This window comes from Actinomadura sediminis (assembly GCF_042675525.1).
Lineage (GTDB): Bacteria > Actinomycetota > Actinomycetes > Streptosporangiales > Streptosporangiaceae > Spirillospora > Spirillospora sediminis.
Genome location: NZ_JBHTJA010000138.1, coordinates 1 through 14,349 on the forward strand (window position 1 = coordinate 1; position 14,349 = coordinate 14,349).

The following is a 14,349-nucleotide window of genomic DNA, read 5'->3' on the forward strand; positions in this document are numbered from 1 at the left end:
GCCGCCGCCGTCGCCGCCGCGGGCCTCGCGGGCGCGGCGCCCGCCACCGCCGCCGCCCCGCCGGCGTGGTGCGTCGAGCGGGGGCCGCTCGCCGCCCGGACGATGCCGCACACCATCGACATCGCCGAGTGCGACCTGCGCGGGCGCGTCGTGACCGGCGAAGGCGGCCTCACCGCGACGGTGCCGCGGGACGGCACCTCGGTGGCCGCGCACTCGCTGCGCACCGACGGCGCCGCCGAACTGCGGATCGAGGTCGACGACCGGGCGAGCCAGATCGTCATCAGCACCCGCAGCGTGCGGGCCCCGCACGGCCGCCCCCGCGACGTCCGGGCCCCGCTGGACGCGTGCAAGGACGGCCGGTACCGTGCGCAGCCGAGCAAATGGCCGAAGGGCGCGACCGTCGAATGGCGGTACCACCCGGGCGGCACCGGACGGCCCGACACCACCGTCGCCGCGGGTGTCTCCAACGCCGTGAACGCGCACACCGACTGCCGCAGCGACAAGCAGTTCAACCCGCCGCCGAACGTCTACGAGAAACACATCGGGGAGTCCGCGCAGCCGCCGAACCTGACGGACGGGGCGGCCTGCGGGCGGCGGGACGGCGTCAACGTCTTCGGCTGGCTCGCCATGGCCGGGGCCGAGGAGAACGTCCTCGCCGCGACGTGCTCGTGGTTCGCCGGGCCGACCACCGTGGAGACGGACATGGCCCTGCAGACGCAGGGCCACGAATGGTGGTCGGGCGAGGGCACCTGCCCGCAGGGCGCGTTCGCCACGACGGCGGTCGCGACGCACGAGGCCGGGCACGTGCTCGGCCTCTCGCACGTCGAGGGCCTCGGCCGCTCGAAGCTCACGATGGCGCCGAGCATCGGCCCGTGCGACGACGGGCCGTCCACGCTCGGCAAGGGCGACTACGACGGGCTGATCGCGCTCTACGGCGCCCGCTGACCTCGGTCAGCGCTTCGGCGCGAGGCGCCCGACGACGATGAGGCGGCGCTCGTCCGTCCCCTTCGGATGGCAGGTGATCAGCGTGACGTACGCGCCGTCCGGCGGGCTCCACGGCCGGTACGGGACGGGCTCGAGGGCGTCGCGGTCGTCGGGCATCGTGACGCGCTTGTCCTCGACCCGGTAGGTGTACGTCCTGCCACCCGCGCGGAGCTCGATCGCGTCCCCGTTCTTCAGCTTGTCGAGGTCGAGGAACGGGCGCAGGTGGGTGGTCCGGTGCCCGAGCAGCACGGTGTTGCCCCGCTCGCCGGGCCGCGCCGTCCCCGGGTAGTGCCCGACGCCGTGCTGCAGCACGTGCTCCGACACGCCTTCGAGGACCTTCGCCTTCACCGCGATGCGGTCGATGGCGAGGCTCCCGATCCGCTCGCCGCTGCGTGGCCGGTCGTCCGCGATCGTCCTCGGCCCGGCGGCGTTCCCGGTGCGCGCGGCGCCCGGGCGGGCGGGGCCGAGGTTCAGCACGGACGTCACCGACGAAACGGCCGCGACCGGGTCGGCGGGCGCGCCCGTACCGGCGGGACCCGCGGACGCCCGCGCCACCGGGGCCGCGGACACGGCGAGGGCGGCCGCCGCCGGGACGGCCGCGTGGATCAGCTTGCGCACGGACATGTCGTCTCGTTTCCTCTCGCTCCGGCGCGCGGCGGCACCGCCGCCGCGGCTCCCGACGGCGCGGAGGGGACGGCACGTCTGCCGTCCCCTCCGTGCGATCGATCGATCGTTTCGACCCGCGAACGCTGCGGCGTGACCTGGCCGCCCGACGCCCCGCGGTGGCGTCCGGTCGCCCGGTCCGCCGCCGCACCGGCCGCGGATCGTCAGCTCCGGGCCGTCCCCGGACCGGTCCGCGCGGAGCCGCACCGCGCCGACCCGTCCGTTCCGGACCCGGTCACTCGGGCATCGCTCAGTTCATCGCCGGCGAGTTGACCTCGACGGGCATCTCGTCGAGCGGCAGGCGCGGGCCGACCTCGCCCGGCCGCACGTCCGCGGCCTCGGTGACCGGCGACGTCTTCTTCAGCGTGCCGACGAGGTTGCGCACGGTCTCGCCCACGCGGATCCGCTTGGCCGGCTTGGCGGGCTTGGCGGCGCGCTGGTTCGCGGCCGGCTGCGCCATGGGCTCGGCGACCCGCGCGACGGCGCCCTTGGCGACCGACTCCAGCGTGGTGGTGACCTCACCGGTGATCTGCTCCGGCCCCGGGACGGCCTTGGCGGCGCTGCCCTTGCGCAGGGTCGGCGGCAGCTCGTGGTCGTCGTCGTCACCGACGGACGCGCCGCCCTTGCAGGACGCCTGCGACAGGCCGAGCACCGCGACGGAGTTGCCGCACACGTTGATCGGCACGGAGATCGGCGCGTAGACCTGGTTGCCGCCCAGGATGGAGAAGTTGCCCGAGGTCTTCATGTCGGGCTTGCCGCCCGACCGCTCGACCTCGGCGCCGCCCTTGCAGTGGGCCCGGGACATGCCCAGCACCGCGACGGAGTTGCCGCACACGTTGATCGGCGCCGAGATGGGCGCGTAGACCTGGTTGCCGCCCAGGATGGAGAAGTCCCCGGACGTCTGCATGCCGGCGCCCTTGCCCCAGCCGCCGTGGCCGTACCCGCCGTCCCAGCGGTCCGTGGACGAGGCGCGGTAGCCGTAGTCCTTGCCGTGGTGGCCGTGCCCCTTGTCGTCCTCGAACTCGACCTCGGCGCCGCCCTTGCAGAACGCCTGCGAGAGCCCGAGGACGGCGACGGAGTTGCCGCACACGTTGACCGGGATGCTGATCGGCGCCTTCACCTGGTTGCCGCCGCCGATGGAGAAGTTCCCGGAGGTCTCCATGCCGCCGCCGCGGCCGTGGCCGTGCCCGCCGTGGCGCGCGTTCTCGACCTCGGCGCCGCCCTTGGAGTACGCCTGCGAGGCGCCCAGGACCGCGACGGAGTTGCCGCTGACGTCGACCGGGATGGAGATCGGCAGGTAGACCTGGTTGCCGCCCAGGACGGAGAAGTTCCCGGACGTCCGCATGTCGGCGTTGGCGACGGCCCCGGTGGTGCCGAAACCGGCGCCGACCGCGACGGCGCCCGCGGCGACGAGCGCGGCGCGGCTGGTGTTCTTGGCCCACTTGCGCATTTGTTGCTCCTGTCTTTTCGGCGATTCGATGAATCGGTGGATCGGCTGCACGACATCTTCCGGATGTGCGCAGCGCGCAACGGCCGGACGAGGCCGATGCTCATTTCGGATTGGCGCTCCTCGCCCGGCCCGATGAGCCGGGCGCCATGACGGAACGCGGTGAGGACGGTGCATGCTCGCGCGGCCGGGAATGGCCGCCGGGGCCCTGCGGCGGGACGCACCGATGCGTGCGGCCGCCGGGGCGGGGAACCGCTAGTCGGGGACGACGGCCGGGCGTCCCGGCGCGGCGATGTCGGTCAGGGACGTGCGGCGGAAGGCGCGCAGGTCCATGCCGAGGGGCGCGGCCGGGTCGACCGCGGTCGCCAGGTCGGCGAACGGCGCGAACGGGTGCCCGCCCTGGGCGGATCCGCTGCGCTGGTTGCCGTCCTGGCCGGGCAGGACGGGCGTGTCGGCCGGGGCGTGCCCGCCGCGGCACCCGCCGCACCCGCCGTGTTCGGGCAGGTCGTCCGCGTCGACGGCGCCGGCGAACGGCGCGGGGACGGCCTTGCCGTCGCCCACGTGGACGGCCTTGGTGGTGTGCGCCGACTTCTTCGGCGCGCCCGGCTCGTCGTGCTCGGCGCCGTCCTGCGCGCCGGCCGCGGGCGCGTGGCCCGCGGGCCGCGGCAGCGGCGCGGCGTCGGTGACGCCGCGGACGATCTCGGTGAGGCTCGGCCCCCCGGTCGTCCCGCCGTCGCGGACCCGCACGTCCGGGACGCCCGCGGCGTCGCCGAACTGGCGGACGGCGCGGACGGCGGCGTCCTTGTCGCGGGCGACGTCGCGCCCGCGGTCGCGCAGGTACCCGACCGGACGCTCGCGCACCTCGTCGACGTCGTCGGCGACGACCTCGGCCGTCTCCCGGGGCGACCAGTCGCGCTGCAGCTTGAAGTGCCGCAGCGTGGCCAGGCCGGGCTCGTGGTGCGCGGCCGGGCCGGATCCGAAGCCGGCGCCGGGGCCGTCCTGGACGGCGGGGCCGGTGAGGTCGCGCGGGGCGCCGCTGCGCGACGTCCCGTCGTCGGCCATCGCGGTGTCGTTCAGTGCCGCGAGGGCGATCCAGCCCGCGAGCGCGAACCCGGCGACGGCGAGCAGCCGGGCGACCGAACGCGCGACGTGGGCATGCCGCCCGCGGAGGCCGTCGGCCTCGCGCCGGATCGGTGCCGCGTCCACGTCCGGATTCCCCCTTCGACTCCGCGCCGCCCGGTTCCCGTTCGGGACCGGTTCCTGATCGGTCGAGATCGACCGTAGCACTTTCCGGCGCGATCACGGGACGATTTCATTTCCCGTCTCGCGTGTCTCTCGATGAATCTCCGAAGCCGCGTCCGCCTTTTCCGGCCCAGGGCTTTCAAGGGCCTGGCACACCATTAATCCGTGATTAGTCCGATTCTGGGGGATATGTCGCCGCTCCTCGTTCGGGACACGTATGCCGATCGGTATCAGGTGCGTTAGGTTCGGCGGACCGGCAGTCCCGGCGAGGAGCTCCCACGATGACCGATCCCGCGTCGCCCGCCGCGTCCGCGCCCCGCAGCGGCGCACGGCGCCTGCCCGGCCTTCCCGCTCCGCGCCCCCGCCGCCGCACCGTCCGCCGGGCGCCCGCGCCCCGCCCGGTGCCCTCCCCCCGCGTCCGCCCGTCCGCCTGGACCTTGTACGCCCGCTGGGAGTGGCACCGGGCCACCCGCCGCTCCTGACCCCGCGGCACTGCGGCCCCGGCCGTCCATGCGGCGAAGGATGCCCGCGCGGGCGGCACCGGCAGGCCGAGACCGCGTCCACCGAGACGTCCACGATCTGCACCTGCCGCTCCACCAGATCCGGCCGACGCAGAGCGGCGGGCCCGGACGCGCCGATGCCGGCGCGCCCTTGGTCGGGGTGCGCCGGCATCGGCGTGCGGCCGGGTGCGCGGGGCGGTCAGGTGCGCAGCGCGTCCGGGCCGGGGACGGTGCCCGGGCGGCGGAGCGGCGTGCGGCCGCGCGGGGTGGTGCGGATGATGTGGCCCGAGATACGGCGGGCGGCGAAGCCGGAGCCGTGCACGAAACGCATGACCGGGCCGAACGTGGCGGCGGCCGCGAGGCCCGCGAAGTAGAGGCCCGGCATGGACGACTCGAAGTCGCGGGACAGGACGGGCGAGCCGAGGCGGCTCGCGACGCGGGCCCGCAGGTCGGACGAGATCATGGTGAGGCGCGCGAGGTCGGGGACGAAGCCGGTCGCGCAGACGACGTGCTCCACCTCGACGACGTCGCGGCGGCCGTGCCGGTCGGTGGTGGTGACCGCGATGCCGTCGTCCTGCTCGATCGCCTTCAGCAGGTGGACGCCGGTGGTGACGCGGACGCGCTCGTCGCAGCGGTCCCGCAGCCACCAGGCGCCCGCGGGCGGGAGGGTCTCGCGGACGAGCCGCTGCCGGGTCGCCTCCGGCAGGTACCGGACGAGCCCGGGGCGTTCGGCCCACAGCCAGGTGCGGTAGCCGCTGCCGAGGCCGGAGCGGGGGCCGCCGCGCAGCTTCTCGGGCAGCGAGCGGCGCTCGTTCGGGCGCGGGTTCCAGTCGAGGCGGACGCGGCGAGCCAGGACGTGCGGGCGGGCGCCGATGTCGGCGAGCAGCACGGCCGTCTCGAGCGCGGACTGGCCGGAGCCGACGACGGCGACCTCCTTGCCGCGGAAGAGCCCCAGGTCGTTGTGGTCGGTGCTGTGCGAGACGAGCCACGACGGCATGCCCCTGAGCTCCTCGGGGATGTGCGCGAACGGGCCGACGCCGACGGCGACGACGACCGTCCGGGTGCGGATCTCCTCGCCGTCGGCGAGGGTGACGACGTACCCGGGGCCGCCGCGCTCGATGTCCACGACCTCGCCCGGGGTCGTGCCGGGCGCGCACACGGACGCGAACCAGCGGCCGTAGGCGACGAACGTCTCCAGGGGGATCGGCTGGCCGAGGCGCCACCCGGGGTTGCGGTCGGTGAACGCCATGCCCGGCTGCGGCGCGCCGAGGCTGGACGCGAACGGCTCGGACTTCAGGTACATGCCGGGTGGCATGCCGACGTCCCAGAACTGCATCGGCGTGCCGATGACGCGGACGTCCAGGCCGATGTTCTGCAGGTGCGCGGCGGTCGACAGCCCGTAGGGCCCGGCGCCGACGATGACGACGTCGATGGCCGAGTCGCTCATGTGCAATTCCCCCGTTTTAGTCGTTGCGGATCAGGGTCGGGACGAACGGTCCCGGTGCGCGTCGCGGAACCGTTCGGCCGCGCGCAGCGCGCTCTGCCGGCCCATCGCCAGGAAGGGCCGCAGGTCGTCGCCCGCGTACCAGGCGAGTTCGTCGGCGGCGCGCAGCGGGCGGAGGGCCCCCGTGCGCGGCCGTCGGCCGATCGCCTGCCTGAGGTAGTGGTTCTCCACCAGCAGGTTGCGCCCGATGACCGGGCGGGCGGGCGGGACGCCGCGTCCGGACCGGTCGAGGTGCAGGGCGCGGGCGAGGTCGAGCCCCCGCGCGTCGGTGAACAGCCGGAACTGGGCGCCGATGCGCGGGTTGAAGTCGAGGAGCCGGTAGTCGCCGGTGGCGGGGTCGCGGCGGAAGTCGAGGTCGACGAGCCCGCGGCAGCCGAGCAGGCGGGCGACGCGGACGGCGAGGTCGTGCACCTCGGGGTTGTCGACCCATTCTCCGGCGACGGTGTGCCCGGCCTGCGGCGGGTGCGCGAGGTGCTTGCGGCCGACGCCGCCGTACAGGCACGTGTGCGCGGCGTCGAAGTAGCCCTGGAAGAACCAGTCGCCGCCGTCGGGCGGGATGCGGCGCTGCAGGACGAGCGGGCCCGCGTCGTGTCCGGCGGCGGACGCGAACAGGCGGTGCACGTCGGCGGCGTCGTGGACGAGCGTGGTGCTGCGCAGCCCGCGCGGGAGCAGCCAGGGCCGCGCCCATTTCGCGATGATCGGCAGGTCGAGCGCCTTGACGGCGTCGTCGACCTCGCCGGGGGTGGCGGGGACGCGGGCCTGCGGGGCGGGGATCCCGTGCTCCTCGCAGGCGGCGAGGAGGCGGGCCTTGTCGGCGACGCGGCGGGGGACGTCCGGGTCCTGCGGCGGGACGACGAAGTGCTGGGCGAGCGCGTCGGCGTACTCGGCGGCGAAGATCGCGCCGGCGTCGTCCATCGGCAGGAGCAGCGCGGGGCCGCCGGGGATCCGTTCGCCGATCATGCGGAGGTGTCCGAGGAGGGCGGACGGGCGTTGCGGGGGCGGCGCCCACGGGTGGCCGCGGTGCAGGTAGCGGGAGCGGGACACCGGGTTGCGGCGGCTCTCCAGGATCGCGTGGACCCGCACTCCGGCGCGTCCGAGGGAGCGGATCGCGCCGAGGGTGCCGTGGTGGAAGTGGTTGTGGTCGGTGCGCAGCAGCAGGACCGGGAGGCCGGGGTCGAGGTCGGGCCGGGCCCCGCGCGGGTCGGGCGCGGCGGCGGGCGTCCCGGTCAACGGGCCCGTTCCTGCGGGTTGCGGCGCACGGCGGCCTTCCTTGTCACTGGGTAAATTTTTCCATCGGACGCTTTACTGATTTGTTCGGGTTGTGCTCGGCCGGGCATAAGGATACGCATGCGAGCAACGGATATCCATTCATCCGGACGGTCGTCACGGCGATCACGTAAACGACCTATACCGTTCTGCCCGCTCTCCGTCGCGCTAACCACGACGGTGGCGCTCATCGCACTGAACGCCTCCTCCATGGTGCCTTTTCCGGCGCTTCCGACATTCCTGCGGGCGCAGTCGTCGGAGACACAGGAGAAATACGTTCCGCTGGGGGCGTTCCTCGGCTCCGGGCCGGAGGGCGTCGCGCGGATCCCGCACTTCGCCGACTGGCTCGGCTCGGCCGTGACCGTCGGCCACACCTACCTGCCGGGCGACAGCTGGGCGGCCATCGAGGGCCCGGAGGGGATCATCGAGCCGTGGGCCGCGTGGGCGAACGCCGACCCCCGCCGCATGCTGGTGCTCAACGTCCCGATGATGGCGCAGAACGAGGAGTGGGTGCCGTACCCGGTCATGTCGCTGCTGCTCCGGCAGGGCGCGCAGGGCCGGTTCGACCAGCACTACCGGACGCTCGCGAAGCGGCTCGCCGCCGCGGGCGCCGGCGACGCGATCATCGTCCTCGGCTGGGAGATGAACGGCAACAGCTACAGCGGCCAGTGCGCCCCGAACCCGCACGCGTGGAAGGGGTACTGGCGCAGCATCGTGCGGACGATGCGGGCCGTTCCGGGGACGAACTTCCGGTTCGATTTCACGCCGACCCGCGGGCGCGACGCGATTCCGTGGACGAAGTGCTACCCGGGGGACGACGTCGTCGACATCATCGGTTCCGACACCTACGACCAGCCGCACGGGGCGACGTTCGAGGACTACGTGAACGAACCGTACGGGCTGCGCGATCAGGCCGAGTTCGCGCGGGCCCGCGGAAAGCCGATCTCGTTCCCCGAATGGGGCCTGTTCCGCAATTCCGACAATCCCGAATACATCCGGGGAATGCATCGCTGGATCATGTCGCAGAACGTCGTCTACCAGACGATCACCGACTACTGCCCGCACGGCGTGTGGGGCTGCGCCGAGAACCCGCGCTCGTCCCGCGTCTACCGGGAGCTGTTCGGCGGCGTGCCCGCGCCCGCGAAGCCGAACCCGAGCCCGTCCCCGTCCGCTCCGGACGCCCCGGCGAGCCCGAGCCCGTCAGCGAGCAGGGACTCGACGCCACCGGCGACGCCCCGCCCGTCCGGTTCGGGGGCCGGGTCGGCGACGCCGCGGGTGACGGCGGCGAGCAAGTCGAGCGTGCCGGACAGGTCGTAGTCCGCGGCGACCTCCGCCGCCTCCCGTCCCTCCTTCTCGGCGATGCCGGGGACGAGCAGCCGCGTCGCGAGCTCCGCGGCGAGCGCCCCCGGCTCGTCCGGCGGCACCAGCGCGCCCGTCCCGGGCCGGACGACCTCGGTGAGGCCCGGGACGCGGGTGCCGACGATCGGACGTCCGGTGGCCATCGCCTCCAGCGCGGTCAGCGGCAGCCCCTCCCAGCGGGACGGCAGCGCCACGACGTCGGCGGCGGCGAACCAGTCGCGGGGATCCGCCACCGCCGGGACGAACCGGACGCCGCGCACCTCGGCCGCGCGCAGCCCGCCGAGGTCCTCGCCGTCGCCGACGATCGCGAGCCGCGCGTCCGGGCACCGCGCCAGGACGTCCGGCCACGCCGCGACCAGCACGTCCTGCCCCTTCTGCCGCGTCAGCCGCCCGACGCACACCGCGAGCGGCGCCGCCGCGGGAAGCCCCAGCCTCGCCCGCGCGGCCGTCCGCCCGGCGGCCGGCGCGAACGCGAACCGGCGCCGGTCGACGCCGTTGCGGACGAGCCGGTACGCGCCCCGCACCCCCGCCTGCACGCCCTCGCCCAGTTCTCCCGCGCCGACGCACACCAGCGCGTCCGCGCGGCGGGCGGCGAGCCGCTCCCACGCGAGGCTGAGCGCGCGCTGCCGTCCGGTCGCGGCGAGCCACGACCACCCGTGCGGCTGGAAGATCACCGACGTCCCGCGCGGCCCGCGCAGCAGCCGTCCGGCGAGCCCCGCCTTGGACGAGTGCAGGTGCACGACGTCGGGCCGGAACCCGGCCACGAGCCGCCGCAGCGCGACCGCCTCCCGCAGCGCCGCGGGGCCGGGCGCGCGGCCCGCGTCCCAGTTGAACCAGGGCACCCCCGCCGCCGCGCACCGCCCCGGCAGGTCGCCGTCCGGCGGGCACGCGACCGCCACGTCCCACCCGCGCCGCCGCTGGTCCCCGGCCGCCGCGCCGACGTACACGGCGACCCCGCCCGACGTCGGCTGGCTGACATGCAGAACCCGCACCCCCCGCCCCCCGCCGGAGGCGCCGCCGCTGTCGGGGAGGGCGCCGCGGTCAGGCATCGGGGTGCGGGGTGTCGTGGCGGTGGGCGGCCAGGGCGGCGCGGGTGCGGGCCAGGGCCGCGTAGGCGGGGGCCGTGCGGGTCCGGGCGAGGATGAGGCGTTCGTTCCGCACGGGGTCGGGACGCCATTTGAGCTTGTACGACTCCTCGCCGCGCAGCAGGCTGAGGCCGCGGCCGTCGGCGGCGGTGAGGGCCTCGCGGAGCAGCATGAGGCCGACGTCGACGTGGTCGCGGAGTTCGGGGAGCGCGCCGTAGAGGTAGGCGCCCGCGAAGCGGTGGCCGATGAGGACGAGGTCGGCGGCGACGAGGCGGTCGTCCCAGTGGTACTGCAGGACGGCGGCGCCGCCGTCGCGGGCGAGGCCGTGCGCGGCGGCGGCGAGGTGGCGGCGGAACCGGTCGCGGGTGTGCTCGGGGTTGACCGGGCGTCCGTGCCACTGCCGGACGTGCAGGTCGAGCAGCTCGCGGACGGCGCCCGGCACCTCGGCGGCCGGGACGGGACGCACGGTGACGCCGCGCCGGTCGATCTTGCGGAGCCGGGCGCGCGTCTTCCCGGCGGCGCGGCCGGGGAGCCGGGCGAGGACGCCGGACACGTCGGCGTCGGGGAGTTCGAGGCAGATCGAGGACGGCGTCCGCCAGGCGCGGCCCGGCCAGTGCCGGGCGAGCCGGTGCGCGGCGGCGCCGGGCCGGACCTCGGGCAGGTCCAGCGCGGACCAGCCGGGGTCGGCGAGCAGGGCGCGGGCGAGGCGCGGGGCGGCGGCGTCGGCGTGCGCGGGGTCGAGGAGCAGGTCGGTGACGTCGCTCTGCGGCGCGGCGAGCGGGACCAGCACCGGCAGCCCGGCGCGCCGGACGAGCGCCAGCGGGGCCGCCGCGACGAGCCGGCCGCCGCGCCGCACGGTGGCGAGGCGGAGCCGTCCGGGCGTCCCGTACTCGTCCCACCAGGGCCGGATCCATTCGTACGCCTGGAACGGGGTCGCGGCCGGGCAGCGCCGGTACAGGTCGCGGAGGTCGGCGGCCAGCGCGGTCAGCGCGGCGTCGTCGCGGCGGACCTCGGCGGTCCAGCCGGGCGCCTCGCGCCGTTCGCGGGCGCGCGTCGCGGTGACGGTCGCGCGGCCCGGCCGGACGCGGCCGGGCGCCCGCATCAGCGGACCTCCACCGGTTCGGCGGCGGGCGCGGGGACCGCGGGGGACCGGCGGCGGACGCGCGCGGCGTCGCGCCGGCCGCGGCGGCGGCCCCGCCCGCTCAGGACGGCGGCGCTGAGCCCGGCCAGGAGCATCCCGGACGCGGTCCCGACGGCGATGTTCAGCGGCGGGTTCGGCGACGTCGGCGCGTCCGGCGGCTGCGCGACGCCCATCAGCGCGACGCGCACGCCGGTGTCGGCGCTGTGCGACCGGCCGTACCGGACGAGCGCGTCCGCGGCGGCGTTCGCGAACGCGGCGGCGTCCCGCGCGGTGGCGGCGCGTCCGGTCAGCTTGATCAGCGGTGTTTCGGGCGAGGTGGACGCCTGGACGTGCTCGTGCACCTCGCCGGGCGGCACCACCGGCAGCGGGCGCCGCGACCAGGCGAGGGTCTCCGGGAGCGGGGCGAGCCGCCCGTACGCCTGCGCGAAGCTGACCGCGCCGCCGGCCTGCTCCTTCTCGCCCTCGACGACCAGCACGAACGCGGTCGCGGTGTAGTTCGGCGGGGTGAACAGCGTGTAGGCGACGCCGCCGAGCAGCCCGACGAGCCCGAACGCGATGGGGACCGCGTACCGGTGCAGGAGCGCGGCGACGCGGCGCCGGACGCCCCGGACGAGCGCGGCCGGTGAGCCGGTGCGGTGCCGGGACGGCCGCTGAACTCCATCACGATTCGACATGACTTGCCCCTTTTCAGGTCGGTATGACTTCCCGGGTGGTCGGCGCCCGGTCGGCGCCGCCGGCCGGTTCGCCCGCGTACAGCCGGGCGAGCCGGGCCGCCTGGTCCGCGACGGCGTGGTGGCGGGCGACGGCGGGGGGCACCGCCGCGCGCGCCCGCGCACCGGACGGCAGGAGGCGGGCGAGTTCCGCGCTCCAGCGGTCCGCGTCGGCGGCGGGGGGCAGCCGCCGCGCGCCGGGGGCCGCGCCGGACGGCAGGGCGTCCAGCGCCGGGCAGGCCGTGTAGAGGACGGGCAGCCCGGCGGCAAGCCCGTCGAGGACGCCGAGGACGAACGTCTCCTGGACGGACGGGGCGGCGAGGACGTCCATGGCGGCGAGGGCGCCCGGGACGTCGGCCGTCCCGCCGGCGAGGACGGCCCGGCCGTAGAAGCCGCGGGCGGCCGCGAGCCGGTCGAGCGCGTGCCGCTGCGGGCCGTCGCCGACGACCAGCAGCCGCGCGCCCGCGAGCGCGGGCCGCGCGAGGGCGTCGACGAGCAGGTCGAATCGTTTGGTGGGCACGAGCCGCCCGACGGCGCCCACGACCGGTTCGTCCGGTGCGAGGCCGAGCGCGGCGCGGGTCGCGGCCCGGCGGGCGGGGTCGAACGCGAACGCGGCGGCGTCCACGGCGTTCGGGACGACCTCGACTCGTTCCGGTGCGACGCCCCACGCGTGCAGGCGCCGTTCGACGGTCGGGGACACCGCGATCGTGAGCGATCCGAGTCGTTCGGTCGCGAGGTAAAGGGCACGGACGCCGCGCGTGGTTCGGCGTCCCTCCAGATGGCCGTCGCCCAGCGAGTGCTCGGTGGCGATGATGCGAGGCGCGGATCGCCGCGGGCCGACCCCGGCGAGGCGTGCGGCGACCCGCCCGTACACGCACGCCCGGTAGAGGTGCGTGTGGACGACGTCGTACCGTCCGCGGCGGATCAGCCGGACGAGCCGCGGAAGCGCCGCGAGGTCGCGGTTGCCGCCCATGCCGAGTTCGTGCACGGGCACGCCGCCGGCCGCGATCTCCGCCCCGACCGTCCCGGCCCGCGTCAGCGACACGACCTCGCACGCCACCGTCGGCGGCAGGTGCGGCAGCAGCAGGGCGAGCTGCCGCTCCGCCCCGCCGTGCTCCAGCCCCGTGATGACGTGCAGCACCCGGATCACGCCGACCCCCCGGTGCGGACGCGGCCGGACGACTGTCCCGCCCGCCCGGCACCGCCGACCGCCCGGCCTCCCGGCAAGGCGTGACCGGACGCCCGCCTCGCCCGCCCGGCACCGCCGGACGTCCGGCCTCCCGGCGAGACGTGACCGGACGCCCGCCTCGCCCGCCCGGCACCGCCGACCGCCCGGCCTCCCGGCAAGACGTGGCCGGACGCCCGCCTCCCGGCCAGGACACCACCGGACGCCCGGACGCCGCACCGGGCGCGGGGGGTCATATGCGGCTCCGGCGCAGGAGTTCGTGGCGGAGCATCTTCGCGCGCAGGCGCAGCGGCCCGTCGGACTCGCCGACGTACGTGCGCGGGAGGGCGTGCCGGGACGCGGTCTCGGGCGCGATGTGGCACGCGTAGCCGTAGCCCGCGGCCCGGACGGCCTCGACCTCCCGGTCGCCCGCGCGCCCGTACGGGTAGGCGAACCCGTTCACCGGGCGGTCGAGGATCTCCTCGAGCGCCGCCTTGCTCTCGGCGAGCTCGACGCGGAGCGTGTCGTCGTCGGCGTCGGGGAGCGGGACGTGCAGCCGGCCGTGCGAGCCGACCTCGACGCCCGCGCCCGCGACCGTCCGGATCTGCTCGGCGGTCATCAGCGGCTTGCGGGGGCCGCGGCCTTCGGGGCCGTCGCTGTCCCACGCGTTGTGCTCGCCGATCCGGCCGGACACGACGAACACGGTCGCGCCGAACCCGTACCGCAGCAGGACCGGGACGGCGCGGGTCGCGAAGTCCGCGTAGCCGTCGTCGAACGTGAGGCCGACGAGCCCGTCCGCTCGTCCGGCGCCGTGCGCGTACAGGAGTTCCTGCATGCCGACGCCGCGCAGCCCGCGCGCGCGCAGCCAGGCGAGCTGGCGCTCGAACCTGCGCGGCGACACCGTGACCAGATGCGGGTCGTCGTCACGGTGATCTATCGAGTGGTACATCAGCACCAGCGGCGCCCGGCGGGTCCTCCCGGCCTCCGGTATCTGCGCCGGGCCCGTCAGGCGGGCCGGTTCGGTCGGCTGTGTCACTGGTCTCCCCCGAGTCGGAACGGCCGCGGCGGGCGAGCCCCGGCCGGAATGTGAACCGCCTGCCGCCCCCGGCGAACCACGGCGCGACGAGGTCGCGGCCGGCGAGGACGAGCAGGAACGCGAACGCCGCGACGGTCGCCAGGCCGCCGGCGGCGAGGACGAGCGGTGCGGGCGCGTCCGGTCCGAGCGCGCCGGTGAGCGCGTTCGCGGCGAGCCGGCCGGCCGCGCGGGCGCCGCCGGCCGGGTC

The 14,349-nt window shown here is 76.2% G+C and carries 14 protein-coding genes and 1 pseudogene; 3 read left to right on the forward strand and 12 right to left on the reverse strand.

The genetic code is table 11. The annotated features are described in order from the left end of the window. Positions 1-945: matrixin family metalloprotease (locus ACFQ11_RS34180; protein ID WP_378306421.1), on the forward strand; the 945-nt coding region annotated here is incomplete at its 5' end. A gap of 6 nt (positions 946-951) precedes the next feature. Here ACFQ11_RS34180 and ACFQ11_RS34185 read toward each other — a convergent pair. From ACFQ11_RS34185 to ACFQ11_RS34195, 3 genes are all read right to left on the reverse strand, one after another. Then, positions 952-1,608 carry a class E sortase gene (locus ACFQ11_RS34185; protein WP_378306423.1) on the reverse strand — a complete coding sequence of 219 codons (657 nt, stop codon included), beginning with the start codon at positions 1,606-1,608 and terminating at the stop codon, positions 952-954. 289 nt (positions 1,609-1,897) lie between these two features. Further along, positions 1,898-3,097 (reverse strand): chaplin family protein, encoded by a 1,200-nt coding sequence (locus ACFQ11_RS34190; protein WP_378306425.1) that lies wholly within the window; start codon positions 3,095-3,097, stop codon positions 1,898-1,900. Positions 3,098-3,349: 252 nt separating this feature from the next. Next, the gene (locus ACFQ11_RS34195; RefSeq protein WP_378306427.1) at positions 3,350-4,300 is read right to left on the reverse strand and encodes a hypothetical protein; all 951 of its coding nucleotides are present in this window, start codon (positions 4,298-4,300) and stop codon (positions 3,350-3,352) included. Between the two features lie 317 nt (positions 4,301-4,617). Between ACFQ11_RS34195 and ACFQ11_RS34200 the strand changes: the two genes are divergently transcribed. Next, on the forward strand, positions 4,618-4,818 hold the full coding sequence (locus tag ACFQ11_RS34200) for a hypothetical protein (RefSeq protein ID WP_378306429.1): 201 nt from the start codon (positions 4,618-4,620) through the stop codon (positions 4,816-4,818). A gap of 217 nt (positions 4,819-5,035) precedes the next feature. Here the strand turns inward: ACFQ11_RS34200 and ACFQ11_RS34205 are convergent, their stop codons facing one another. The 3 genes from ACFQ11_RS34205 to ACFQ11_RS34215 are packed head-to-tail and all read right to left on the reverse strand — an operon-like array spanning position 5,036 to position 7,818. Next, a complete protein-coding gene (locus tag ACFQ11_RS34205) occupies positions 5,036-6,283 on the reverse strand; it encodes an FAD-dependent oxidoreductase (RefSeq protein ID WP_378306431.1) in 1,248 nt (415 codons plus the stop codon). 30 nt (positions 6,284-6,313) lie between these two features. Continuing rightward, complete coding sequence (locus ACFQ11_RS34210) at positions 6,314-7,570, reverse strand: carboxylate--amine ligase (RefSeq protein ID WP_378306433.1); 1,257 nt, start codon at positions 7,568-7,570, stop codon at positions 6,314-6,316. After that, on the reverse strand, positions 7,567-7,818 hold the full coding sequence (locus ACFQ11_RS34215; RefSeq protein WP_378306435.1) for a hypothetical protein: 252 nt from the start codon (positions 7,816-7,818) through the stop codon (positions 7,567-7,569). Before ACFQ11_RS34215 ends, ACFQ11_RS34210 begins: the two co-directional genes overlap by 4 nt. Here ACFQ11_RS34215 and ACFQ11_RS34220 point away from each other — a divergent pair. Next, positions 7,817-8,923 (forward strand): glycoside hydrolase family 26 protein, encoded by a 1,107-nt coding sequence (locus ACFQ11_RS34220; RefSeq protein ID WP_378306437.1) that lies wholly within the window; start codon positions 7,817-7,819, stop codon positions 8,921-8,923. The genes ACFQ11_RS34215 and ACFQ11_RS34220 overlap by 2 nt on opposite strands. A gap of 119 nt (positions 8,924-9,042) precedes the next feature. Here ACFQ11_RS34220 and ACFQ11_RS34225 read toward each other — a convergent pair. The 6 genes and pseudogenes from ACFQ11_RS34225 to ACFQ11_RS34250 all read right to left on the reverse strand — a co-directional run. Further along, positions 9,043-10,014 (reverse strand): annotated as a pseudogene (locus ACFQ11_RS34225) (glycosyltransferase); the annotation flags it as partial. Next, positions 10,007-11,152, reverse strand: coding sequence for a GNAT family N-acetyltransferase (locus ACFQ11_RS34230; RefSeq protein ID WP_378306439.1), 1,146 nt, complete (start codon positions 11,150-11,152; stop codon positions 10,007-10,009). The gene ACFQ11_RS34230 and the pseudogene ACFQ11_RS34225, both read right to left, overlap by 8 nt. After that, complete coding sequence (locus ACFQ11_RS34235; RefSeq protein WP_378306441.1) at positions 11,152-11,865, reverse strand: Wzz/FepE/Etk N-terminal domain-containing protein; 714 nt, start codon at positions 11,863-11,865, stop codon at positions 11,152-11,154. Before ACFQ11_RS34235 ends, ACFQ11_RS34230 begins: the two co-directional genes overlap by 1 nt. A gap of 13 nt (positions 11,866-11,878) precedes the next feature. After that, positions 11,879-13,051, reverse strand: coding sequence for a glycosyltransferase (locus ACFQ11_RS34240; protein ID WP_378306443.1), 1,173 nt, complete (start codon positions 13,049-13,051; stop codon positions 11,879-11,881). A 268-nt stretch (positions 13,052-13,319) separates the two neighbouring features. Next, positions 13,320-14,015: a polysaccharide deacetylase family protein gene (locus tag ACFQ11_RS34245; protein WP_378306445.1), complete on the reverse strand. Its 696-nt coding sequence runs from the start codon at positions 14,013-14,015 to the stop codon at positions 13,320-13,322. Further along, positions 13,990-14,349: hypothetical protein (locus ACFQ11_RS34250; protein ID WP_378306447.1), on the reverse strand; the 360-nt coding region annotated here is incomplete at its 5' end. The genes ACFQ11_RS34250 and ACFQ11_RS34245, both read right to left, overlap by 26 nt.

Bases quoted from the DNA above. Each gene is read 5' to 3' on its own strand.
- ACFQ11_RS34200 (WP_378306429.1), top strand. From the start codon at position 4,618: ATGACCGATCCCGCGTCGCCCGCCGCGTCCGCGCCCCGCAGCGGCGCA.
- ACFQ11_RS34235 (WP_378306441.1), bottom strand. From the start codon at position 11,865: ATGTCGAATCGTGATGGAGTTCAGCGGCCGTCCCGGCACCGCACCGGC.
- ACFQ11_RS34215 (WP_378306435.1), bottom strand. From the start codon at position 7,818: ATGGAGGAGGCGTTCAGTGCGATGAGCGCCACCGTCGTGGTTAGCGCG.
- ACFQ11_RS34220 (WP_378306437.1), top strand. From the start codon at position 7,817: ATGGTGCCTTTTCCGGCGCTTCCGACATTCCTGCGGGCGCAGTCGTCG.
- ACFQ11_RS34185 (WP_378306423.1), bottom strand. From the start codon at position 1,608: ATGTCCGTGCGCAAGCTGATCCACGCGGCCGTCCCGGCGGCGGCCGCC.
- ACFQ11_RS34245 (WP_378306445.1), bottom strand. From the start codon at position 14,015: ATGTACCACTCGATAGATCACCGTGACGACGACCCGCATCTGGTCACG.
- ACFQ11_RS34230 (WP_378306439.1), bottom strand. From the start codon at position 11,152: ATGCGGGCGCCCGGCCGCGTCCGGCCGGGCCGCGCGACCGTCACCGCG.
- ACFQ11_RS34190 (WP_378306425.1), bottom strand. From the start codon at position 3,097: ATGCGCAAGTGGGCCAAGAACACCAGCCGCGCCGCGCTCGTCGCCGCG.
- ACFQ11_RS34205 (WP_378306431.1), bottom strand. From the start codon at position 6,283: ATGAGCGACTCGGCCATCGACGTCGTCATCGTCGGCGCCGGGCCCTAC.